Here is a 24,115-nt window from a genome sequence, read left to right on the forward strand (position 1 = left end):
GGTTGTAAACCTACTATTCTATTAAATTTATATTATGATGACTTCACAATTCTATAGTTCAAAATATTTCTCTGAAACTTATAACGAAGCCAGAAATAAATTTTGTGATGCCGCAAAAGCTGCAAATGCAAAACTTGAAACAATCGAATTATATTCTCAAAATTGCCCAAATAATTCTTTATATACTGATATAGCATGGTTAGGAAATTCCAAGCCTCATAATGTAATCTTGCATTCTTCAGGTTTACATGGAGTCGAGGGGTTTGCTGGTTCAGCAATACAAACCTGTCTCTTAAAAAATTTACCCGTTTTAAGGGATGAAGATGCATTAATTCTAGTACATTGTTTAAATCCTTATGGAATGATCAACTTGCGTCGTGTTAATGCTTCAAACGTTGATTTAAATCGAAACTTTTTATTTTCCAGTGACGAGTATACCGGTTCTCCAGATATCTATAGTAAGATTAACTCCTTAATTAACCCTGACTCTCCTCCAGCATTTGATTTATTTTTTCTCAGAGCATTAGCAATAATTCTAAAATATGGTTTTGTAGCTGTTAAGCAAGCAGTAGCAAATGGTCAATATGATTTTCCCAAAGGATTATTTTTTGGTGGAATAGAACTTCAGGAAGAATTAGTAAATTATAAGGAGTGGCTTCTCAAAAACTTACCTTTAGTCAAAAATATTTGTGCCATAGACGTTCATACAGGTTTAGGTCGTTTTGCCGATGATTTACTTCTTATAGAAGAAAATTGTTCTCATTCAGATTTGGAAAAACTGCAAAAACACTTTGGTAAAGAAAGAATAAAAACACTAAATCCCAATAAATCTGTAGCTTATAGCATAAAAGGTAGTATCTCTGAAGCTATTCCTCAACTTTTAAATCAAGCAAAAGTTAATTTATTAACACAAGAATTTGGCACTGTTTCACCTATTTCGGTTCTTTTTGCATTACGAGAGGAAAATAGAAATTATTATTATAGTAAAAATGATCAGTCCTATTCATCAGTTAAGACTAGACTTAAAGAGGCTTTTTACCCTTCTTCAAATATATGGAGAAAAAAAGTTTTGTTGAAAGGAGTTCAATTAGTACACCAATCAACTAAATTTATCTCTTAATACTTATTATTACCTTATTAATAAAGAACTTTAACTATAGCTATACAATAAACTATACACTATAAATTAAAACAAAACTCAAACATTTAAAGAGCTGTAAAACAAGCTTTGCAAATCTTAGAGTAAAATTAAAAAAACCAATTTTTTTATTTGTTTCATCAATAAAACTAGATGAAAGACAAACAAATTGTCCTGACTGTGGTTTATCAATCTTATTGAGACTTAAACGCCAGTATAAATTTAAGAAATGCGGTTAGCTGGACCGTGAATGCCTGTGGATGAGTCACTGCCGACGGCCTCAGTTGAAGCAGGAAGTAAACATCAATTTGTCCGTTATGTGAGGCTTTGTATCAGTTTTATAGAGCAGGCCTATTAATATTCTTAGACTATTCAATGACAGAGTTAACAAAAATGACTATGTACTCACTCCTTTAGCCTAAGTATTTGTACCAAAAATTGATATTTCTCGTGTTAAGACTTACGTATTAAGACTTACGCACGCAGATAAAACGATACATCGTTTGCAGGGAGTTCCTCACTATATATAGTGGTTATGCATCCTGTTATCATAACTGAGTATCCAAATTTGATCTGACTGAGTTTGAGAATTTATAAAAGTCCGCGCCCTGTTTGCATAGTACTATATTACTAGACCAACACAGCTAAAATATTGCCATAAGCGTAAGTAGAGTTTCAGAACTTAGCCAGATATCATGATATGAATTCCCATGCATGAATGCTATGCTTAGGCAAAAATTCAGAAATTTAAGTAATTAACACAAAAGGAATAACTTTTTTATACCATTAACGCTCTTGAATTTTGTTAATTATTATTATGTTATGTGAACATTGTATACAGCATCCTTATTGCCACTTTGTCACACCCCATAACCCCATACCCTCAAACCCTCACAGTTTTATACCCTCACACCCTCAAACCCTCAAACCCTCAAACCCTCACACCCTCAAACCCTCACAGTTTTATACCCTCACACCCCCCCACTAAAGAAAATGCAAAAAAATTTTTGAGAAATGGCATTAGAATAATTCACAACACCAAAAAAAATGAGGTAGGTATCTGGGTTTAACTTTTATCTTTAAGGGCCTATATTTGAAATGGAGTTGATATAATAACAAAAGTTAAATTTAATTAAGATTAATAGTAAATCTGAAGATTTTCTATGCAACGACCAATTGGTATTGATTTATTTGCAGGCGCAGGAGGTATGACTCTTGGATTTGAACAAGCAGGATTTGATATACCTATTTCCGTAGAATTAGACCCTATTCACTGTGCTATTCATAAGTTTAATTTTCCCTTTTGGTCCATATTATGTCGTAATGTTGTCGAACTCACAGGGAATGAAATTAGAGAGAAATTAAATATTCCAAATAGAGAAATTGATGTAATTTTTGGAGGTCCTCCATGTCAAGGATTTTCTCAGATTGGAAAACGTGCTTTAGACGATCCTCGAAATGCGCTTATATCTCATTTTTTACGAATAGTTTTGGAATTAAAACCCAAATATTTTGTCATAGAAAATGTTAAAGGTTTAACTGTAGGAAAACATCAAATTTTTCTTGAGGAAGTTATTAATAAATTATCTAAAAATAGTTATCAACTACAACTGCCTTACCAAGTTTTAAATGCTGCTAATTATGGTGTACCACAACACCGAGAAAGATTATTTATACTAGGATGTAAAAAAGGTTTAAAATTACCAAATTATCCACAAATTCAAATACATAAAAAATCAGAAGCCTATATAAATGTCTGGGATGCAATAGGAGATTTACCAGAAGTAGAAAATTATCCAGAATTATTAGAAATAGACTGGGTAAAAGCAGAAAATGACTATGATAAACCAAGTGAATATGCTAAAAAACTCCGTGGAATTGAATATTTTAACAATGATTATTCTTATGAACGTGAATACGACCAGACAATATTAACCTCTAGTTTACGCACAAAACATACACAACAATCAATAGCAAGATTTGATGCTACAGCACAAGGAAAAACTGAGCCAGTAAGTCGCTTTTATAAACTGAATCCTCACGGTATTTGTAACACACTCAGAGCAGGGACTCCAAGTAGTAGAGGTTCATATACTTCTCCTAGACCAATACATCCATTGACACCCAGATGTATCACAGTTAGAGAAGCAGCAAGACTACATTCATATCCTGATTGGTTTAGATTTCATGTGACAAAATGGCATGGTTTTAGACAAGTAGGTAATTCAGTTCCACCACTATTAGCAAAAGCAGTTGCTCAAGAAATTATTCATGCTTTAAATATTCAACCATTTAAACCTACAAAGACAGAATATGAGTTAGAAAATCTCAAAAATTTAGAGCTTAATATGTCTAGAGCCGCCGATTTATATGGTATTGATAGATATACTATTGCACCCAGACTAAGAAAGTTAAAATTAAATAATTAATTAATAATTAGTCAGTTAATTTAGGAGTATATTATATCACAATAAAAATTATAAAAAATGGAGATTATAACAAAATAAGATAATTTTTATTTATAGATAAATATGGATAAAAACCAGAAGTAAATCAAATAAGCTTTAGTGTGAAAGAAGTCAAAAATCAAGCTATCGAAGTATATAGGAATAAATAAATAAAAACATCTTTATAAAATTCACCTGACTTACTTTATACATATAAAATTAGATCGCCTTTACCAAGAATGATTCTAGATACAGGAAATTGGATTATAGAAGCAAGAGGAAAAGGGAAATTATGCTTTTGTGAAAATAAAATAACACCTTATTAACTGGCTTTTGTTTTCAATCTCATAAGCATCTACACAAAATTATTTACAAAGTATGATTTTTAAATAAGGATTAGATTTCAGCGTATTTCAATATATAATAATAAGCCTCAAAAATATTGCTATACTTGTATTTTATATTTTTAAATACTATTTATTGACGTAGTTTTATTATTAACTAACTTCTGTAATTTTTTCCAGTCCTAGTTTGCTAACTTCGGTGAGTAGCATCAAGGTTTGATAAATATATAATTGACTTTTTTCACCACCTATTAAGACTTTTATTAGTAATATAAAAAAAGTTTAAATAGATGACTTATATATTATAATTGATAGAAATAGAATTAAGTATATCACCCCTTTAGAAACTAAAGGCACTTACTTTTGAAAGATATAAATTAGACTTGGGTTCAAGTGTCAAACTTCGTAAGATTTGCTAGACAATTTTTCCCAAAACTAATTTGTCAAAATGTGGTAGCAAAATCTATAGATAGAGACAGAATTTATTTAACAAAATTCAGAGAAAAAATAAACTAGAAAGAAACAACGATTCAAAAAATAGAATAGAAATGTATAAACTAATTATAAAAAATACAGGTAGTTAATAAGTTTACCGATAATGAATTCTGCTTTTGCTCAATCATCTTTTGAGGAATTAAAGTTTTTTTCCCCTTGAGATTCTATGCCATCAATTTTTTCTTTAGCTTCTGTGATTACTTCCTGAATTCTGGTAGAAAACTTATCTATAATTAACTTATTTTTTAGAGTTTTTTTTTGTGTAGAGTAACTTGGAAAATATTCCTGTTTTTGTTCAGCTTTTTCGGTCACAACATCTTGTTTTTCTTGAGCTTTTTTTTGCATAACTTTAGCTCTTTCTTTAAATCTTAGAGCTAATTTATTTGCTTGATTCTGTGCGATATCAATATGTTCTCTAGTTCTAACTAAATCCGCTTGTAAAAAGTTCTGAATAAGACTTAATTTTTGAGCCACTCCTCTATCATAATACTGAGAATTATCTAGATAATTATTAACTACTATTACCCGTTTATTACCCACACTTGAAATTGCTTCTGGATTCAATAAATAAATACTATTTAAAGCACCTTGCAAACCATTATATTTAAACAAATAATTAACTATTTCACCTGTTTTAATATTGAGAAGATATTCTACAATAAAACCTACTTTTTCCCCTGTATCAGTCCAAACTTCATTTCCAATTATGTGAATAATATTATTATAATTTTCTAAATTATTTGGCTGTGATTTTCCATTAACTAGAGTAGCATCAACACCAATAGTCTCAACTTGTTTCCAAGTAAAATATTTTTTTTGTCTACCAAAAAAACCAGATTTACAGATAAAACCTATAACCTGATGAGATTGAATGTTGAGGCATAATTCTTCTATACAACCTTGATCTTCAACTGTTTCAATATCAAGCACTAACCTTTTTAATAATTGACTATGTTTGATTACCTCTGGTATTTTGTTCACAATTTTATTCCTCAAACAGAGCTTTGATAAATATATATATTTAATTTAGGAATAAGTAATACCATTTGGAAAAAATATTATTACAAATAGTATCAGCTCCAAAGAAGGAAGCTTTAATACCATATATCTTTGAAGACTAATTGTGGAAACATTTTAGGGAATTGGGAATTGGGAACTTGCAATTGAAGGCAATTGATGTCAGAAAAAAACTTTTATTATGGGTAATTAATGATACTTGATATCAGAGAAGGAAGAACCTTAAATTTAGGGTAGATGTTACTCCCACTTTTACACCGAACCATAGCAACGAACATGATGTACGAATACTCTTACCCGTTTGACCTGATAGAGTTGATAAAAATGAAGGTTTCAACTACCCCAAACCTTAAAAGTATCTGTCTTTCTCTATGAGTGAAAGTTAAATAGGATCTATATTCCTATAATTTCCATCCCCTAGTTTTGTAATATATTGAGTATTATACTTATTGTTCTTTTTGTTTGCGCAGCATTCTACAGAAAAGTTGGGATCACCTCTCATACTGCTTATTCCCTCGGGACTTTTGTCATTGGAGGGTCTAACCCCTTTTTTTCAGATTTCTTAGGTTTACAGCTTATCTATTCCTCTCTATGCCTAGGGTTTGGGTTTGCAAGCCTTTCTATAAAACATAAATCTGCCAGTACAAATAGTTAATCCAGTATGTTTTACTGAATCTGTATACCCTGCATTTTTATTTCATAGATGAGCATAGATTAAATTTATCCTAGCATTAAACGATAAAAATATAACGAATAAAACTTATATGTAATGCTACTTGTATTAAATAGCTATTCCAGAAGGACGAAGCTTTAGACTCTAATATAGGTAAAAATAAAAAAAATCAAAATTAATTCTATTAAAAAGATAAAACTATTTTTCTATCTGTCTTTTTAGATTTTGTATTTTTAAATAATTCTTGTTGCTGAGATTTGGGATCAAATGTTGTGCTTAATAGGGGAACTTCAAGTTTTTCTTTTTTTCTTTGTAAGTAATAATTTTTCCTTTGTTTCAAATTAACTTCTTTTGATTGCTCCTGGAGATATATAGCAACTTTAGGTCCACTCATAGCTAAATTAATTATCAACCCATTGACTAGCTTAACTTTCGTGATTGGTTTACCATCAATGTATGTACCATTGCGACCTAAATTAATAATTTCCCAGTGATCATGATCACTTTTTAATTCAACATGATAACGAGAAACCACGGAACTATAAAGAACTACGTCATTATTTGGAGAACGCCCAATCTTAATGATCGGTTGATGATCAAAAGTCCAGCTTCTAACTGGCATAGCCTGAAGTGGATGCACTAGTGTTATTCTCATCACATCTGTTATTTAAGGTTTTAGTAGAGCAGTCTAAGACAATTGTAGATGATTTAGTTCAGTAGTGCTAGAAAACTAATGACAGAAAGTGGGAAAAATTTTATCTTAGTTTTTGGGCAGTTAAAATGCCTTCAAAGTAGTGAGGGGTAAAAGACATAAATATTTCAGAATAAAAATAGCTCAAATCTAGATATATCAGGAAACAGGTTAATTAAATTTAAAAGTTTTGGATTATAAACCTTTGATGCTATTTTCAACTTATGCTTTTGGCTAAAGTACCGACATAAAATTACTTAATGACTAAAATCTGATAATTTATAGGATGACAAGGTCCAAAAATGCAAATCTCAAAAAGCTTGTTATGTGCTTAAGTGAATCTTAGGGAGTAGGGGAGTAGGAGAAGATGACAATCAAATACAGCATTATTATTCAAACATGGTATTTATAAGTAGAATTATTTTTCCTATATCATCTTAACTGAGAACAGTGAATAGAAAACACTGGGCTCATGAACGTCTCCTACTCCAATTGAAATCTTTGTATTCAGGTAATATAAAAATCATAAAATCCCCAAAAGTCCTTCTTTGTGGCACAGACTTGCCTAATACATCTGATACCAAAGTTATTTCGCTACACAACATATGAAGTATTTATCAACCATGACAAAGTTTTAGGTTAGTTAAATATTTTTAATGTCGCGCAGCGAAACCCTAACAAACCTGAGGTTCTTCTAAAAAAACCGAATTATATATAGAAAAACCATGAGCTAAGGATTTTAATCAAGCCATGGTCTAACACTTAACTAAGAAATTTGAAAAAGGAATGAAACTAAGTCTCCTTTCCCTAAAGATATCCGATCACCTGGTCTTAACTTATGTCTATTTCCTTTTGTCAAAGGAGTATTATTGATATAAGTACCATTGGAACTACCAGTATCTTCAATATAATAACTATCTCCTTCTACTCTAATATCAGCATGACTCCGAGAAACTACTTCAGAGTCAGGAAATCCTGAAACATCAATATCTGGAGGTACCTTGTCATTAGGTTTACCAACATGAATCACAGATAAATTAATTGGTAATTCAATATTTGTATCTGTTCTGACGTGGAGCAACTTAGCAGACATATTTTGCAACTGGGTCCTTACCGGAATTGCTTTTCCGCCATTGGGAGCAGGAGAACTTACTATTGGAGTAGCCACAGGCGTGCTAACAGTATTAGTTGTTGTTGGGGGCTCCTCTTTCTGAATAGGAATTGGAGTCTTAGGGTTGCTAGATTTTTCTAAGTTAACTGTTCCAGAAAGCAAAGGTTCTGGTGTCACTAATGGTTCTGGTAGGTCTAGCTGAGGTATGTTTATAGGTATATTTGTATCTGGTTCAGGCATGGCTGATACTGCAGTTGGCACCGGTATTGGATCTGTTTGGGATAAAATTTGACCTTCCTCTGTATTAGCACTACCTTTCAGGTCTACACCACATTGACCACAAAAGGCAGCATCAGCTTGAACTATTGCCCCACAATTATAACAATTTGTAGTCACTGGTAAGGGAGTGTAACAGCTTTCACATTGGTTTGCTCCATCAGGATTCTGATAGTTGCAATTAGGACAGACAATCATTTATCTTCTCCTTGCTATCGCTCAGATGATTAAAATACAAAATTGACATCCTGCCAAAAGTATAATTAGGGGTTAGGGGGCACTGCGGGATTCCTTGTGATTCGTTTAAGATTAATTACCGAAAAACTGGGTTTAAAGCCTCGCCTTTCCTGGGCAACTTTTTAGTAGTTGTTTTTTTTAATACATATTTTATCATATATCTTATAATAAATGTTAATTATTAGCCTGGGGAAAGTGCGAGGCAAAAAACAAATACACCAGGCAAAGAAAACACCCCACTCTTAAGAAGTGGGTGCAATAGCCTGAGTGAGCTAATGCTAAGTGCCAAATGTTAACTCACACAGCTAGGCCTCAGCTCAGTAGAACTCCCCCAGGCCTAACAGCTACTGGAGAATGTCAATTCTCAAATATTAACACCCGTTAATAACCATTGTAGCTCTCCTTTAGGTTGGATCAGGCGACTGGGATAATTCATATCATCACCTTTTTCTGCAAATACTTCGTCTAACGCGGCTTGTTTGTCTGCACCAGCAACTAGAAAGATTACGCAACGTGCTTGATTGATTAATGGAACCGTGAAAGTTAATCGCGGTTGGCCATCTTTATTTCCTACAGTAATTAGGCGATCGCTTACTTTCAAAGCGTTTGTATGGGGAAACAAGGAGGCTGTATGACCATCACCTCCCATTCCTAGTAAAATCAAATCAAAGCTCGGAAACTCCCCTGTAGAGACTTGAAAAAAATCTCGCAAATGAGCATCATGCTTTAAAGCATCAGCTTCCGGGTCTCCCGACCCTGTTTCCATAGGATGAACATTTGTTGCTGGTATGGTTACTTGATCTAGCCAAGCTTCTCTGGCCATTTTTTGATTACTATCCGGATGGTCAGGAGCTACATAACGTTCGTCGCCCCAAAATACATGAATTTTATCCCAATCTATATTTTGATTTTTTATGAACTCATAAAGTGGCCTTGGAGTATTTCCACCAGCTAAAGCTATTGTACATTGATTACGTTCTCTGATCGCCTCTTGAATTTTCGCCAAGCAAATGTCCAAAGCTTGTTTGATCAACTGTTCTTTATCTTCTAGTAACTTAACTTGTTTTTCCATTTGATTTGTGTTAAGATTAAAAGTTTACACCCCAAAAAATAGTATTTTTTCTAAATTTGGGTATCACGGCCATACGGTAGCGGTTTTGATTGAGATTCGACAGTTCTCTAGTTCTTCAGGCTCAAGAGAGTTAAAGCTCTATTCCTAAAGTGGTGTGCTGTGGCCTGGAACTTAAAAGCTATCATTAAGCATTAAGAAGTAAAAATAGATTTTTTTTTAAGTATTTGTAAGCTTTGAGGGATTTACCTGCAAACAATTTAGCACTCATAAGTTGATTAAGTTTAGGGTCATAATACAATTAAAGTTATAGTTATAGTAGATTTCCGACAAATGGGTTACAGGAGGAAATAGTAAGACTTTATTTATTATTGGCAGCCTAACCGGCCTTATGTACCTCACGATCAGTGGAAAGGGCGAGAAGTGCTGTAAACTTAAAGATTAGAGATTAAGTATCTGAAGCCAAAAGAACAATAGGGAAAATATTAAACATATTAATGTTTATTAAGACTAGCAACATTTAGAGGGCAATATGCAAAAAAAAAAGTTTTTGAGTAACAAATAACATTTCTCTACCAACGAATCCCAAGCAAGTATTTAGACATCTCTGAAAATGGTCAAATATTAACTCTAGCTATCTATATTTTGATTAGGGATATAGTTGTCGCATTTGTGAAGTATGCCCATATCCCGCAGCAAAATGGTATCTTCATAAGATAGTTAATTTTTATAATCAAATAAGTTTTGTAGATATTTACCTATTAAAATTATTAATATTAACTTAGCTAAAGATAGTCAAAAAGTCCTGTTTTTTATATTAATTATTATTATGTAAATGTTTCAGGTTTTAGGTTTTAGGTTTTAGGTTAAGGGTTGAAAAATCCACAAATTGCTCACAAGGGCAAGACTCACCGCTATTCGTGCTCTTAAACGCTATCTTTAGAGGCTTTCTGGCATTCGCCCTGAGGATCATGTAGTGATCTTTGTGTAAGTCCTTAATATGTTACTACCAAATCCATTAATTTAGGCCCTGGTTTTTCCATAGGAACTTTTTACTTCAATCATTTTCTATCTTTGCTCTCTACCACCAAACCTAAAACCACCAAATCTAATAACTATTTTTGTTGTTAACTATTAAATCACCAAGCTACTAAAACTACTAAAATTTAACATATGAATAAATGGAAATAATCAGTTACTAAGAAAAAAGTTATTCTAATTTGAAACAATAAAGCAGAGGTTTATGAGTAAATAAATCTTTAAATAAATAAAAAAGGAAAATTTATGCCTTATCCCAAAAAATTACCCAGTTCTATACGCTACTTCCGAGCCAGATTTAGTCATTTGACAAAGGTCTCAGTTTGGGGACCAATTGGTGTAGTTTCTCTAGTGCTCTTATTTGTTTGGGAATTATCAATGCATCCAGAATGGTTAACCCTTGAAAATGATGATAATTCAGTATCAAACGGCAATACAATCAGCGAAAATTTATCTGCTGAAGAAATTTCTATTATAAGTGATATTGACAATTCATCAGTTTTAATTGAAGAGTTAAAAAGTAATAAAAAACTGCTAATTAATCCTATATTAAGTAATCAGAAAAATTCATTATATCTACCCCAAAAATACAAGCAGAAAAATGTTATAAACCAAGAACGAGATTTAGTTGACTCTATGCCAGAAATTAATATTTACGAAGAAGGGAAAACTAAGAATTTTTATTCTATAAATCAACTACAAAATAGCAATTTATCTACTTCTCCTCTATTACGCAGTATGAATTTATTAGATCAAGCAAACCAGGAGGAAACTAGAGTTGAACCTGTCTATCCTCTAAAGAATGCTATGGATAATTATTTGAGTTCCAAAGGTAAATCTGAATCTCCCTCCAATTATAACTCTCAAAGCAGTAACTTTAACCTTTACCCAACTGAGATAAAGCCAAGAGATATTACATCTTCTCCTATCATTAATAGCTCAAAATCTAATCTTTCTAAATCTGAGGAAGGAAACAATTATAATCCGCCTTTACCTTCCATTAATGTGACTCCTCCAAAGCCTTACTATACTAACTTATCAGGAGTAAGGAACCAGACAAATAAGCCAACTAATTTACCAGGGTATAATTATTCTCTTGTAGGACCACCTACTGCTCCAAATCTGCCTCCATTAACTCCAGTAGTACCATTAGGATTAGCTAATAATAAAAATGGGGTAGATGTAGTTAAGAATTTGGAATTTCCTGACTCTTATAATAATCAAGGATATCGGCAAAATCAGCCACAATATTACTATCAAGTGAATCCTAATCAGAATCAAAATGTACTAGCAACTCCTTCAAGTAATCCTTTTTCTAGTAGAAATAATAGTTTTTATAATTCTGGGTATAATCAACGTTGGAATAATCCTTTTAGAGAATAGGGTGATGGAGGGTAGGATAGGGAACAAGTAAAAAATATTTAATTTACTAATTACACCACATAAATCTAGAATCTGATGTAATTCAAGTCTTATGTTTGTGATAATTTTTAGGATTATTAATACTCAATTTTATCAACTCATTTGTAATACATGATGTTGATAATAATGTTATTCGCTTACTGCTTAATACACTACAAATTTCCATGGTTGTTGATAATGCCGGGATCATATTTTGCTCCAGTTGATAAATAATTGAATCTGCTAAATTATACTGACGAATTAACTGTTTATCAGCTACATATCTAGGATTATAAGCAGTTAGATCGAGCAACCAAAAATCAACCCCATAATTTTGAATAAAATTATTAACTTGTTCTGGGTTAGGAGTATATTGAGCCTGAATTAAATCAATGGCTCTTTGACTAAATTGATTATAATATCCTACGTGATAGGGTAAGCTATATTCTTGGGCTACTAAGGTCGAACGTTGAGCAAAGGTAGGAATATTATTTGATTCCTTAGATATGGAAGCAATTAATGTATCTTTAGGTTGTACTAATAAGTATTCATATAATTCTTTTTCTTTGCCTTTAATGTAGGATTGATTATCTATTGTTAAGTCTGTGGAAAAAGGAATAATACTGAATAATACTAATAACAAAGTTGTACATCCGAGGTATATTCCCTGTAGACAAGTAAAACTATTTTTTATCTGATAAATAGTTGCCTTTAAATAACTATCTAACCAGATTATTAAGGCAATACCAGCAGTTATTGCCATCGTCACTCGTATACTATGGTAAATATATCTATTGGGAAAATGAAGCTGAAATAAAAAGATATGAGCTAGAAAAAATAATCCTACTGATGCTATGAAAATTTGAACTAATATTCCTACTTTTTCCGAAACTTGTTTTCCTAGAGGAAATTTTTCTTTTTTAAGTAAAAAAGGTAATAGTAATGAAGCTATAGCCAGTGGTGAGAATAATCCTACAAATAAGATACCACTCCTTGGTCCTGTGAGCCAAAAAACTAAGGGGTTATGATGAAAAAAGAATGCTCTGCCATATTTACTATCAGCATAATTGAAAATAGGTTGTATTTTGGCTGCGGTAGTAGTAATAATTGGTCCGAATTCAGTAGCAGTTAATTTGTATGGTAAAAGTATTATGGCAGCAGTTATTATTGCTCCTAACCAAAGTAAATAATTTAGTTTAATTGAGGTGAATTTTAACCGCTTTTGCTGATAGGAGAATAGTCTAATAGTTAGGATGCTTAGTGATAGTAAAACAGTCTGGGGATAAAAAATTGCTTGGAGAGCGATCGCTACTAAAACAGGAAATAAGGAACCTCGGAGTAAGTAATATAAAAATGCTAAAAAAAGTGGATAGAAAAATGCTCGGGGAGTAGCAGAAACTAAGTCATCTTCCATCCATAAACTTTGGTTTAAAATAAATGAGCTCAAAAATCCGACGGCGGGAATTGGCAGAATTTGTAAACTGATTCCAAAGCAGTAAATTGTAGAAATTAATCCCAGAAATATTGGTAATAATTTACCGAAAAAAATTGGGTCGATACCTAGAGATGTTATTAACCAATAAAAAGTTTGATAACCCCAAGGTGCTACTGACTGAAAATAGTTAGCTATTAAGTCTTCGGGAAATAATTCTGTATCGAAAAAACGACGCATCCAAAATATATGTTGTCGTGCATCATCTTGGATTATATATTTAGTTTCAAAAGCTGCTTTTAGATATTCAATACCATAAATTAATACAACTGCTATGGTTAAACTTAACCAAAATATCCTGCTTCTATTTATTAAGTTTTTATGTAAGAATAATAAAAATCTAGTTATTTTTGATTTGGATATTAAAGTATTTGACATCTTATAACAATTTGATAAATGTTTGTTATAAATAGTAGGGATATTGTATGCAACGTACCTAGGAATAAGGAAATAAAAAAGAAAGACTAATACCAGGAGGATAAGTTTTTGCTCAATTAAATTGAGGCTACCAATATGGAGTCAGAAGATAGTACTCAGGAGTGATAATTTTCAAATAGTTTAAAGATAATTATTAAGGTTTGAATAACCTTTTTTAATCAAAGGGAAATCTAATTAAATCTTTGTTGATTCCCCTGATTATTTATAACATTATTTTTTCATCCTTGGTGTAATTACTGAAAAACCAATACAAATAAAATGGCATGTTACGAGATATTCTTGAATACCTTTGACAGCTGAAATTTTGCTAATCAATACGCACCCTGAAATAATAAAACTCTTGAATTATCAAAATAATCAGGCTAATTTTTTTTAGATAATTGCTCAATATTACCATTATAAAAATAACTTCTCACTTGATTAACGTGAGACCCTTGCCAATAAGAATACTGCTACTCCAAGACCTAGAAAATTTGGTAACCATCCAGCCAAAAAAGGAGTTAAAATTTCTTTTTGCCCCATTGCTCCTGTAATAAATGAAAGTAAATAATAGGCAAAAATAATTATCACACTAATACCAAAGCTAGTACCTCGATTAGCCTTTCTTTGCGGTCTAATTCCTAAAGCTGCTCCTACTAAACCCATTACTAAACATACAAATGGTAAAGCCAATTTTTGTTGAATTCTGACTTGGGTTTTAACAACTTTCCTATAATTCCCACTTAGTCGCATTAATTCTAAATATTCATAAGATTGAGAAATATTCATTTGTTTGTAAGTACGTCTTTTACCGGCTAAATCTAAAGGGGCAGTAGAAAGCTTTAATTTTTTATGGTCAAATTTTACAATATTACGATATGAGCCATCTGGAGATACAAGATAAATTGTCCCATTAAATAAGTCCCAAATATTTTCTGCTGAATTCCAAGTTGCTGACTCAGAGGACACTATTTGATCAACTCCATATTGGGAACGGTCTAGGATAGTTACCCCTTGCATATATTTACCATCAAATTTTTCGGCATAGAATAAACGGGTCAGTGTATCGTCTTGACTACCGTCTGGTTGCTTGACTTTACCAAATTCTGGATAGAAAATATTTTCTTCTTTGAAAGGAGGATTTTCTTGCTCTAGGGTTTTTTCTAAAATGAGAGATGCTTGATAGTTGGCACTGGGTACAATTATTTCATTTAGGGCAAAGCTCAAAGTAGTTACTGTCAGACTTAATATGATTGTAGGTATAATCATTCGATAGATACTAATGCCACAGCTACGGAGGGCAACTATCTCGCTATGGCCGGACATCTGACTGTAAACCATGAGGGTAGTAAGTATCATTGCCATGGGGAATGCCAAACCAATAAATTCTGGCATTTTTAGGAGAAACACTTGAATGGCAATGGAAATAGGTAGTCCAGATTCTGTTACTTTTCGGACTAACTCAAACATGGCCCCAACTGTTATGCCAAGAGATGAAAATAATCCTACACCAAAGAGGAATGGCCCAATTAATTCTGCGATGATGTAGCGATCCATGACTGAAATTTTTGGTTCCAATCTTTGTAGGAAGAATAAAGACTTTGAGATGCTACGCTCCATATTATTTCAGGTTTAAGGTCAACTCTACAATAAAGAAATTAAAAGCAAATAAGGCTTTTAATTCTGTCCTGATGAAACAGATGTTTAGGATATTATTTCAGGTTAACTTAATTAGGACTTACCACGGAAAATCCGGTTTTGTGGAACCACAAAAAAAAATAGCGTTGCACAATGACGAATGATTAGGAGAATTGAGGAATTTGTTGATGTTTCAAATACAAATAATAGATCAACAAGTGAATTGATCTGTACAACATATTAATGGACTTGGAGTAGCACAAAGTTTTGTGATGTAACCTAGCTAGATAGTGTCTCAGACCGCAGTTTTCTCCAACTACAATGGTCATTACTGTTTTGCTTACTAGGTGCTCCCAATCATCAATTAAGCAAGGATACACTTTGTAACTATCTGTAACAACCGAGAAAACAAGCCCAACCGTGAATCATCTGCCATAATACTGTAAAGGTAGCGGCCCAGCGATCGCCTATCACAAACTTTAAAATTCCTGGCATTTTGCTTTTTAACACTGTCCAGACCCAAATTTGGTTCTTTTTGAGCCGATAAAAGTTTGCAGTTCATCAATTTGAGCCGTCTCAGGATTTTCTAAGTTATACTAATTTCATAAACTTAAGCTACACTTTTAGAAGTAACCTATTATAGAAAATGTCCCCATGTCAGGAGTAGTAAAAATTGAGATAAATGAATCGGTAGAAACTCTCAAAAAACTTTTAAAAAGTGCGAGTACAGCTCAAGAAAAGGAAAGACTTCAAACTATTTACTGGTTGAAAACTCAAACAGTAGAAACAGTAAAAGAAATTGCGATAATGTTAGGACGCAATCGAGTCACAGTACAAAAATGGTTAGGGAAATATCGTACAGGTGGACTGAATCTTTTACTAGAACCAAAGAAAAATCTAGGAGGGAGGCCAAGTTCAATTCCACCAAATGTAATCGAGAAATTAGAAGCAGAATTGCAAAACCCGGAAGGTTTCCAAAGCTATGGTGAAATTCAACAGTGGTTAACGACTTGTTTTGACATCGAGCTGTCTTATCGAACAGTTCATCAATTAGTCAGATATAAATTAAAAAGTAAATTAAAAGTTCCACGTCCAAATCACATAAAACAAAATAAAGAAGCTCAAGAAAACTTTAAAAAAAACTCTCATCTCAACTAGAAGAGAAAATTAAGTTAATTAATAAATATTCGGAAAATCAACTGCCAATTCGCTATTGGTGTCAAGACGAGACTAGAATTGGATTAAAAACTATAACAGGTAAAGTCATTACTGCTTGCGGTGTTAAGCCCATTGGTTTATATCAATGGCTATTTAAATATCTATGGCTTTATGGTTTAGTAGAACCAAAAACAGGAGATTCCTTTTTTTATGAATTTAGTCATCTAGATACTCCTTGCTTTGAAAGATTTTTAGAGCTTTTTTCTCAAACATATCCTGAAGAGATTCATATTATTCAACTAGATAACGGGCGAGGGCATCTAGGGAATGATTTATCTATCCCTGATCACATCATTTTATTATTTCAACCTCCTTATTGTCCCGAAGTTAATCCCATTGAAAGACTGTGGAAAGAGGTGAAAAAATTCTTGAAAAATCGAGTTTTCGATTCCTTAGATTTCTGACGCAGAATCCTGAGAAATATATTAACTGGATTTAGTCAAAAAGATATTGCTTCTTGTACAGGATATGATTTTATTCTTGAAGCATTATGTGTAGTCGGACTTTAGGAAATTGGTATTATGATCACTCTCTCTGTGCTGTGTGCAAGTCGTACCCAATTAAGGACCGTATTATGGGAAATACCAGTCACTCTCTCAATGGCTCGGAGTCCCTAGGCATTAAGGGACATTTTTACACAAAGCTCTTTAACATCAGAACTATAACCCGCAGGACAGGGGCCATCTCGAAATTGACGGCCACACTCACGGCAAAGATAACTCTGTTTTCCCTGACGATGACCATTTTTCACTACTTTATGGCTTTGACAATAAGTACAATCCATCTCTCAATAAAATTCTAGAATATCATTCTCTATTGTGCAATACCCTACTTTATGGTATAATCAAATGAAAAGAGCATAAGGTGTGAAATAATTTCCGGAAATCACTAGGCACCTCAAAGTTTTAAGGGTATAAAATCTTACTTTTAACTCGTTTAGAGGCGAATAGCCATTCGCCCCTCCTGTTGACTTCATTTAGCTGTCACCAACTCCATAGGCAACCGTTTCAACGAAAGTCGCTCATTTTCAATATCTACAAAAATAGTATCACCATCATTAAATTCACTACGCAAAATACTTTTAGCAATTTGCGTTTCCAACTCTCGCTGAATTGCCCGCTTTAAAGGTCGAGCCCCATACACCGGATCATACCCAACATCTGCCAAAAAATTAATAGCAGCATCAGTAAGCTTCAATGACATCTTACGTTCAGCCAACCTTTTCTCTAAACGCACAACCTGCAACTGCACAATTTCTCGTAACTGCTCTTTCTGCAACCCATGAAAAATAATCGTCTCATCAATACGGTTGAGAAATTCTGGGCGGAAAGCAGCACGCAACGCCTCCATTACCCGACCCTGCATTTGCTCATAATCATCAGTAACATCTAAAATATACTGAGAACCAATATTACTTGTCATAATAATCACACTATTCTTAAAATCAACCTTGTGACCTTGACTATCAGTAACCCGCCCATCATCCAAAATTTGCAGCATAATATTAAACACATCCGGATGTGCTTTTTCAATTTCATCAAACAAAATCACCGTATATGGGCGACGGCGAATAGCTTCAGTTAACTGACCACCTTCATCATAACCCACATATCCAGGAGGTGCCCCAATTAAACGAGACACAGAATGTTTCTCCATATACTCAGACATATCTATACGCACCATCGCATCTTCAGTGTCAAATAAATATGCTGCCAATGCCTTTCCTAACTCTGTTTTACCCACACCAGTCGGACCCAGGAAAATAAAACTAGCAACTGGACGGTTCGGGTCAGCCAAACCTGCACGCGATCGCTGAATAGCATCAGAAACAGCACTCACAGCTTCATTCTGCCCAATAACTCGCTTATGCAACTCCCCTTCAAGATGTAGCAGTTTTTCTTTTTCTGACTCTACTAATTTACTGATAGGAATACCAGTCCACTTAGAAATAATCTCAGCAATATCAGCTTCTGTCACCTCTTCTCGTAACAAAGTCTGACCACTAGTTTGAGTTGTTGCCAGTTTAGCCTCTGCTTCCTCCACCTGTTTCTGTAAATTAATCAGTCTACCATATTTCAACTCAGCAGCACGGTTAAGGTCATAATTTCGTTCTGCTTGCTGAATCTCAATATTAACTTTATCAATTTCTTCCTTGACAGTCTGAATTGTACTAATGATACCTTTTTCTGATTCCCACTGAGCATTAAGAGCCCGTTGCCCCTCTTTTAAATTTGCTAAATCTTTTTCTAGCCTTCCTAACCTTTCTTTAGAAGCAGTATCACTTTCCTTTTGCAAAGATAACTTCTCCATTTCTAGTTGGAGAATTTTGCGGTCAATTTCATCAAGTTCCTCAGGTTTAGAAGTGATTTCCATTTTAAGTTTAGCAGCAGCTTCATCCACCAAGTCGATGGCCTTATCTGGGAGGAAGCGATCGCTAATATATCTAGTAGATAAAGTAGCAGCAGCAACTAAAGAACTATCAGAAATTTTTACACCATGATGTACCTCATAGCGTTCTTTGAGACCCCGTAAAATTGATATTGCATCTTCCACACTAGGTTGATCGACATAAACTTGTTGGAAACGACGTTCTAAGGCAGCATCTTTTTCAATGTATTTACGATACTCATCAAGAGTCGTCGCCCCAATACACCTTAGTTCCCCCCTAGCTAACATAGGTTTCAGCAAGTTACCTGCATCCATTGCCCCTTGGGTTGCACCTGCTCCAACAACAGTATGAATTTCATCTATAAATAAGATAATTTTGCCCTCTGAGTCAGTAACTTCTTTGAGAACAGCTTTCAGACGTTCTTCAAATTCACCCCTAAATTTAGCACCCGCAATTAAGGCACCCATATCTAGAGCGATAAGTTTACGGTCTTTTAGAGACTGAGGAACATCAAGAGTGATGATCCTTTGTGCTAGACCTTCAGCTATCGCAGTTTTCCCGACTCCAGGTTCACCTATTAAAACTGGGTTATTTTTAGTACGACGACTGAGTATTTGAATAGTACGTCGAATTTCGTCGTCACGCCCAATAACTGGGTCAAGTTTACCTTCACGAGCAAATTCTGTCAGGTCGCGACCGTATTTTTCCAGAGCTTCATATTTGCCTTCAGGATTTTTGTCTGTTACTTTTTGCTTACCTCTAACTTGGGAAATTGTTTTTTTGAGCTTTACTTCATCCAATTTGAATTCTTTATAGAGATTTTTGCCAAAGTGATCGTCTTTCAGGTAAGCGAGTATCAGATGTTCAATAGATATATATTCATCTTTGTATTCCTGGCGATATTTTTCGGCATTATCTAATAAGGCATCTAGACTACGACCTAAGTAAATATTATTGGGTATATTTTTGACTTTGGGTTGACGCTTAATAAATGAATCTGTGTATTCTTGTATTTTGGTAGTTGAAACACCTACTTTGCTAAATAGACTAGCTACCAGTCCATTTTGTTCTAACAAAGCTTTCATTAGGTGTTCAGCTTCAATTTGTTGATTTTGAGAAGTTTTAGCAATGTCAGGGGTACGGGATATTGCCTCCCAAGCTTTTTCTGTAAATTGGTTAGGATTATTTGGCTGCATAATTTTTTTTATTTTTTGCCTATACGTTATATTTTTATTTGATTTTAACTTGTAGTTATGAATAAATTTTAGTAGAAAAAACCGTTTTTTCTTATTGGGTATTTACTATTGAGTATAACTTTCATAAAATTTAGTTAATTTTATTTTTATCTAATCAAGTACTGGTCATTTTAGTTAACTCTAAATGAAGCTTGAGGTTTTAAATATGTACGGATAATATTTTTTTATCCTCTTGAATAGAGTTGCTTTAAACCTGATTTTTTTAGTTATATTAATACCTTTTCAGGAAACCAAACAGTAAATGTAGACCCTTTTCCTAATTGACTTTTTACAGTAATTTCTGCTCCCATTCTCTCACATAAACGTTTACATATTGCTAATCCTAAACCAGTACCACCATACTTACGAGTAGTAGAAGTATCTGCTTGAGTAAAAGGTTGGAATATATGTTTTAACTGTTCTTCTGTTATACCAATACCAGTATCTATTACCCGAAAAACTATATGGTAGTTTTCATTACTTAATGACTTTGCATTGTGATTTTGATTATTTTTTTGTTGATTATTTTTAACTTTTTCTACACTGAGTGTAATTGTACCATCTTCTGTAAACTTAGCTGCATTACTTAGTAAATTTATCAGTACCTGTTTCACTTTTGGCATATCTGCATACATACTACCAAGATTTTCTCCTAAAACTAATTCAAATTTATTACGGTTTTTTTCAGTAATATTTTTAGCTGTACTGAACACATCTTTAACTAGCTTATTAACCTCAATACTCTCTAAATAAAGTGTAACTTGACCTGCTTCTATTTTTGAAATATCTAAGATATCACTAATCATTTCTAGGAGGTTTTTACCTGCTAGCTTAATTCTTTCTATATCGGGAATAAAATCTTTATATCCACCTTCTAGAACATCCTCATAAAGGATATCACTATAACCAATAATTGCATTTAAAGGTGTACGTAGTTCATGACTCATGGTAGCTAGAAAAGCACTTTTGGAACGGTTTGCTGCTTCTGCTTTGAGTTTAGCTTCCTGGAGTTGCTCTGTGTATTCTGCTACTTTACTAATTAACTCATTTAAAGATTCTGTTAATTCTCCTATTTCATCATTTGTAGTTACAGGAAGTTGGAGTTCAAAATTAGCTTGTTCTGTAACTTCTTCAGCCACTTTAGTTATTACTTTTAAGGGAGTTATGATCGAGTTTGTGGTATAAATTGCTATTATTACTGTAGTTATTGCCGACAGTAGTAGACTACATATTAATATATATATTCCTAATTTTTCTACTTTTTGATAATCCCTATTTTGTTTTTCTACTCTCTGATTAGCTAGTATTACTAATTGTTCTGAATCTTGCGATAAGTTTTGTAGTTGTATTGTAATTTGACTATTAAAAATTACATTCAGTGATTCCAATGAAGCAGTTTCTACTGTTTCTTTTGTTTGAGGCGGTATTTGTTTAATGTCTTGAACTAAGTTTTCTAATTGATTAATATAAATTTTTAGAGGATTAAAATAGGTTTGGATAAATTCTTCAAGCTGAACATCATCTGTATTTTTAGAGATGTTTTTATCTCCGGTTTCTAGTGTTAATTTAAGTTGTTTGAAAATTGTATTAACCTCATAAAAACTTGATAATTCTAGGGAGATTTTTTTTTCTAAAATTTTCCAGTTATTAACTTTTTGGGAAACATCTTTCTGAATTATAATTATTTTTAATACTTTTTTTGTAAGATTTGTTAATAAGTCTACCTCTTGTTGACCTTGCTTTATCTTCCCTCTAATTTGATATTTATAATTGAACTCCAATATCTGCCCTGTTAAAACTCCTAACATTACAATAATGATTCCCAGAGCATAACCGAATACTATTTTTTTTCTGATTCCTATAATACTCAACAAATGTTTGAATCCACTTTTTTGCTGGTGGATAGACTGTTTTTTTGATCTGGAAGTTAATGACATCTGTTCTAGTATTCCTTAGCCCTCATCGTATATAGCATCCGACATTGCTTGTAATAATATTGATAACAGTTAATAATAAGCTGAAAACCTTTTAAATTATGACTCCTGACTCTTAGCTTTAATTATTGTCTGACAACTGAAATAAGATTGTTATTGGTATATTTTATTATAATCTAAGATTTATAATGGCCTGATTATTGCGTAATTAATTTTAGGAGTTAATAATAATACAACATAATTTTTACCATTACCATGAAATTCACTTTTTTACAATACACTTACTACTTTACTTTCCCAGTATCAGTATATATAGCAATCATATTCTTTTGATGTCCAAAATGTTGTCGCTTTTTGGGAATTGGTTTGGGAGCAATGGGCAAGAGTTTTAGAGTTGATTATTTTTTAATCTTTACAACCTATAATCATATTTATTAATTCCTTAGCCTAGATAATGATCGAAAATAAAAATAACTTTCTAGTTAAACTTTCTAGTTAAGTTTTTTTGCTTAAGTAGATAGACATAAAATTTACCTTTTTACAAAAAAAATAAAACAGAACCCACATAATGAATTTCTCAAATGGTTTTCACTATTTATTATCTCTCGTACTATTTTACAGGTATGGATAATTATTTATGATAGTACTATATCAACATATTTTAATAACAAAAAAGTCTAGAAAACGAATCGTTGCTTTGAAGTCAAAATTTAAAAATAAAAAAACAAAATATAAAAATACAAAACTCATAGGGTACGACAGCTAAAATTTAGATAATGAAAAATACGTCTTTTTTAACAAGCTATTTTAGTTGTATCAGGAGTGGAATGAAACGGCTAATTTAGTGGGTTTTTTTTGGGCCTATTTTATTTCATCTGATAGCTAAACTCGTTATTTAAATTAGAATATAACCCTACCCAAAGTGATATTTTTAATGTATCGGTACTAGGTATAAATGAATAGATAGATAAATCAACATTATTTATAAAACAATCTGACAATAACCCAAATTTGCATCTGAACCTTCCAAATAGTTCTCACATTTGGCAAATTAAATTGCTATTTCAGGGATAATTAAATCTGCCTACTTATATACTTAATATAATAATGTGAATTTTATTAAATTTAATTAATGATTTGGATAAAAATAGTTTTTTTTTCCGGAATTAATTTTTATTTATTTGTTGGCAAAACTTAAATATATATAATTCCTCTGGTAGTTCAGATGCTATATCTATATTAACACTTTTAGGGGCAAATAAAACCATGCCAAAGTCACATTTTTCAGTTGTACATTTATCTGGTCGTGCAGTGATTTTATAATCACTATTTTCAGCAGGAGTAAAAGAAATTACCGAAATATCATCTTGTTTTTCATCATTAGCTATTTTGTCACCTTTTTGATTTTTTAGAGTTAAATTTAAGTCACTACAATTATTATCACATACCCCAAGTATAGTGTAAGATACATCAGAAGATAATCGTGTTGTAAATGGTACTTCTACTCTCTCTTTAATTTTTCCAATTAATGGCCAAAAAACTAGTTTTTTACCAGCTTTTTCTTGTGCTTCTACTGTCTCTTTCAATTTACATATTACTTGTTCTTGTTCGAGACTAAGTTCTACGCTGGCAGCATTAGCAACAATTGCACTACCTAATATGGAACCTATCATACCCAAAACTAATTTTTTAGTACCCATTAATTTACTGAAGGAAAATTTTACTTAACTATACTCAAGAGTTTAACATACTTTTGTACAATAATAGGGACTAGGAAATAGGGGAATAGGGGAATAGGGGAGTGGGAGAGTAGGGAAAGAAAATATAGAAAAGTTTTTGATAAATATTATAAGTC

14 protein-coding genes and 2 pseudogenes are annotated in these 24,115 nt (G+C 32.6%); 5 read left to right on the forward strand and 11 right to left on the reverse strand.

Features of this window, described 5'->3' with window-relative positions; translation table 11 throughout:
- Window positions 1–34: 34 nt before the first annotated feature.
- Both TERY_RS02505 and TERY_RS02510 read left to right on the forward strand, forming a co-directional pair.
- Window positions 35–1,120 carry a DUF2817 domain-containing protein gene (locus TERY_RS02505; RefSeq protein ID WP_011610377.1) on the forward strand — a complete coding sequence of 362 codons (1,086 nt, stop codon included), beginning with the start codon at window positions 35–37 and terminating at the stop codon, window positions 1,118–1,120.
- 1,181 nt (window positions 1,121–2,301) lie between these two features.
- The gene (locus tag TERY_RS02510; protein WP_011610378.1) at window positions 2,302–3,567 is read left to right on the forward strand and encodes a DNA cytosine methyltransferase; all 1,266 of its coding nucleotides are present in this window, start codon (window positions 2,302–2,304) and stop codon (window positions 3,565–3,567) included.
- Window positions 3,568–4,544: 977 nt separating this feature from the next.
- Here the strand turns inward: TERY_RS02510 and TERY_RS02515 are convergent.
- The 4 genes from TERY_RS02515 to pgl all read right to left on the reverse strand — a co-directional run bounded on the left by TERY_RS02515 (window position 4,545) and on the right by pgl (window position 9,501).
- Complete coding sequence (locus TERY_RS02515) at window positions 4,545–5,405, reverse strand: hypothetical protein (protein WP_011610379.1); 861 nt, start codon at window positions 5,403–5,405, stop codon at window positions 4,545–4,547.
- Window positions 5,406–6,298: 893 nt separating this feature from the next.
- Window positions 6,299–6,769: an FHA domain-containing protein gene (locus tag TERY_RS02520; protein WP_011610380.1), complete on the reverse strand. Its 471-nt coding sequence runs from the start codon at window positions 6,767–6,769 to the stop codon at window positions 6,299–6,301.
- Between the two features lie 802 nt (window positions 6,770–7,571).
- Window positions 7,572–8,390 (reverse strand): FHA domain-containing protein, encoded by an 819-nt coding sequence (locus TERY_RS02525; protein WP_011610381.1) that lies wholly within the window; start codon window positions 8,388–8,390, stop codon window positions 7,572–7,574.
- A 403-nt stretch (window positions 8,391–8,793) separates the two neighbouring features.
- The gene (pgl, locus tag TERY_RS02530) at window positions 8,794–9,501 is read right to left on the reverse strand and encodes a 6-phosphogluconolactonase (protein ID WP_011610382.1); all 708 of its coding nucleotides are present in this window, start codon (window positions 9,499–9,501) and stop codon (window positions 8,794–8,796) included.
- 1,281 nt (window positions 9,502–10,782) lie between these two features.
- On the opposite strand from pgl, the gene TERY_RS02535 reads away from it, so the two are divergent.
- Window positions 10,783–11,919, forward strand: coding sequence for a hypothetical protein (locus tag TERY_RS02535; protein WP_011610383.1), 1,137 nt, complete (start codon window positions 10,783–10,785; stop codon window positions 11,917–11,919).
- An 82-nt stretch (window positions 11,920–12,001) separates the two neighbouring features.
- Here TERY_RS02535 and TERY_RS02540 read toward each other — a convergent pair whose 3' ends face one another.
- The 3 genes and pseudogenes from TERY_RS02540 to TERY_RS26975 form a co-directional block, all read right to left on the reverse strand.
- The gene (locus tag TERY_RS02540; RefSeq protein WP_011610384.1) at window positions 12,002–13,807 is read right to left on the reverse strand and encodes a hypothetical protein; all 1,806 of its coding nucleotides are present in this window, start codon (window positions 13,805–13,807) and stop codon (window positions 12,002–12,004) included.
- Window positions 13,808–14,287: 480 nt separating this feature from the next.
- On the reverse strand, window positions 14,288–15,466 hold the full coding sequence (locus TERY_RS02545; protein ID WP_011610385.1) for an LptF/LptG family permease: 1,179 nt from the start codon (window positions 15,464–15,466) through the stop codon (window positions 14,288–14,290).
- A gap of 182 nt (window positions 15,467–15,648) precedes the next feature.
- Window positions 15,649–16,077, reverse strand: a pseudogene (locus TERY_RS26975) (IS1 family transposase); the annotation flags it as partial.
- A gap of 61 nt (window positions 16,078–16,138) precedes the next feature.
- On the opposite strand from TERY_RS26975, the gene TERY_RS02550 reads away from it, so the two are divergent.
- Entirely contained in the window at window positions 16,139–16,642 is a 504-nt protein-coding gene (locus tag TERY_RS02550) for a helix-turn-helix domain-containing protein (protein WP_011609939.1), read from the forward strand.
- Between the two features lie 8 nt (window positions 16,643–16,650).
- Complete coding sequence (locus tag TERY_RS26980; RefSeq protein WP_081432519.1) at window positions 16,651–17,106, forward strand: IS630 family transposase; 456 nt, start codon at window positions 16,651–16,653, stop codon at window positions 17,104–17,106.
- 134 nt (window positions 17,107–17,240) lie between these two features.
- On the opposite strand, the pseudogene TERY_RS02555 reads toward TERY_RS26980, so the two are convergent.
- The 4 genes and pseudogenes from TERY_RS02555 to TERY_RS02570 all read right to left on the reverse strand — a co-directional run.
- A pseudogene (locus TERY_RS02555) lies at window positions 17,241–17,486 on the reverse strand (IS1 family transposase); the annotation flags it as partial.
- Between the two features lie 188 nt (window positions 17,487–17,674).
- Entirely contained in the window at window positions 17,675–20,287 is a 2,613-nt protein-coding gene (gene clpB / locus TERY_RS02560) for an ATP-dependent chaperone ClpB (protein ID WP_011610387.1), read from the reverse strand.
- Window positions 20,288–20,553: 266 nt separating this feature from the next.
- Window positions 20,554–22,263 (reverse strand): ATP-binding protein, encoded by a 1,710-nt coding sequence (locus TERY_RS02565; protein WP_011610388.1) that lies wholly within the window; start codon window positions 22,261–22,263, stop codon window positions 20,554–20,556.
- A gap of 1,163 nt (window positions 22,264–23,426) precedes the next feature.
- Window positions 23,427–23,960 (reverse strand): hypothetical protein, encoded by a 534-nt coding sequence (locus TERY_RS02570; protein WP_011610389.1) that lies wholly within the window; start codon window positions 23,958–23,960, stop codon window positions 23,427–23,429.
- Between the last annotated feature and the right edge of the window lie 155 nt (window positions 23,961–24,115).

Origin of the sequence: Trichodesmium erythraeum IMS101, assembly GCF_000014265.1 — a bacterium.
GTDB classification, from domain to species: Bacteria; Cyanobacteriota; Cyanobacteriia; order Cyanobacteriales; family Microcoleaceae; genus Trichodesmium; species Trichodesmium erythraeum.

What these genes read in the sequence shown, in the direction of transcription:
- TERY_RS02570 (WP_011610389.1), bottom strand. Translation starts at nt 23,960, where the DNA reads ATGGGTACTAAAAAATTAGTTTTGGGTATGATAGGTTCCATATTAGGT.
- TERY_RS02505 (WP_011610377.1), top strand. Translation starts at nt 35, where the DNA reads ATGATGACTTCACAATTCTATAGTTCAAAATATTTCTCTGAAACTTAT.
- TERY_RS02510 (WP_011610378.1), top strand. Translation starts at nt 2,302, where the DNA reads ATGCAACGACCAATTGGTATTGATTTATTTGCAGGCGCAGGAGGTATG.
- TERY_RS02535 (WP_011610383.1), top strand. Translation starts at nt 10,783, where the DNA reads ATGCCTTATCCCAAAAAATTACCCAGTTCTATACGCTACTTCCGAGCC.
- TERY_RS02550 (WP_011609939.1), top strand. Translation starts at nt 16,139, where the DNA reads ATGTCAGGAGTAGTAAAAATTGAGATAAATGAATCGGTAGAAACTCTC.
- TERY_RS02545 (WP_011610385.1), bottom strand. Translation starts at nt 15,466, where the DNA reads ATGGAGCGTAGCATCTCAAAGTCTTTATTCTTCCTACAAAGATTGGAA.
- pgl (WP_011610382.1), bottom strand. Translation starts at nt 9,501, where the DNA reads ATGGAAAAACAAGTTAAGTTACTAGAAGATAAAGAACAGTTGATCAAA.
- TERY_RS02520 (WP_011610380.1), bottom strand. Translation starts at nt 6,769, where the DNA reads ATGAGAATAACACTAGTGCATCCACTTCAGGCTATGCCAGTTAGAAGC.
- clpB (WP_011610387.1), bottom strand. Translation starts at nt 20,287, where the DNA reads ATGCAGCCAAATAATCCTAACCAATTTACAGAAAAAGCTTGGGAGGCA.
- TERY_RS02540 (WP_011610384.1), bottom strand. Translation starts at nt 13,807, where the DNA reads ATGTCAAATACTTTAATATCCAAATCAAAAATAACTAGATTTTTATTA.
- TERY_RS02525 (WP_011610381.1), bottom strand. Translation starts at nt 8,390, where the DNA reads ATGATTGTCTGTCCTAATTGCAACTATCAGAATCCTGATGGAGCAAAC.
- TERY_RS02565 (WP_011610388.1), bottom strand. Translation starts at nt 22,263, where the DNA reads ATGTCATTAACTTCCAGATCAAAAAAACAGTCTATCCACCAGCAAAAA.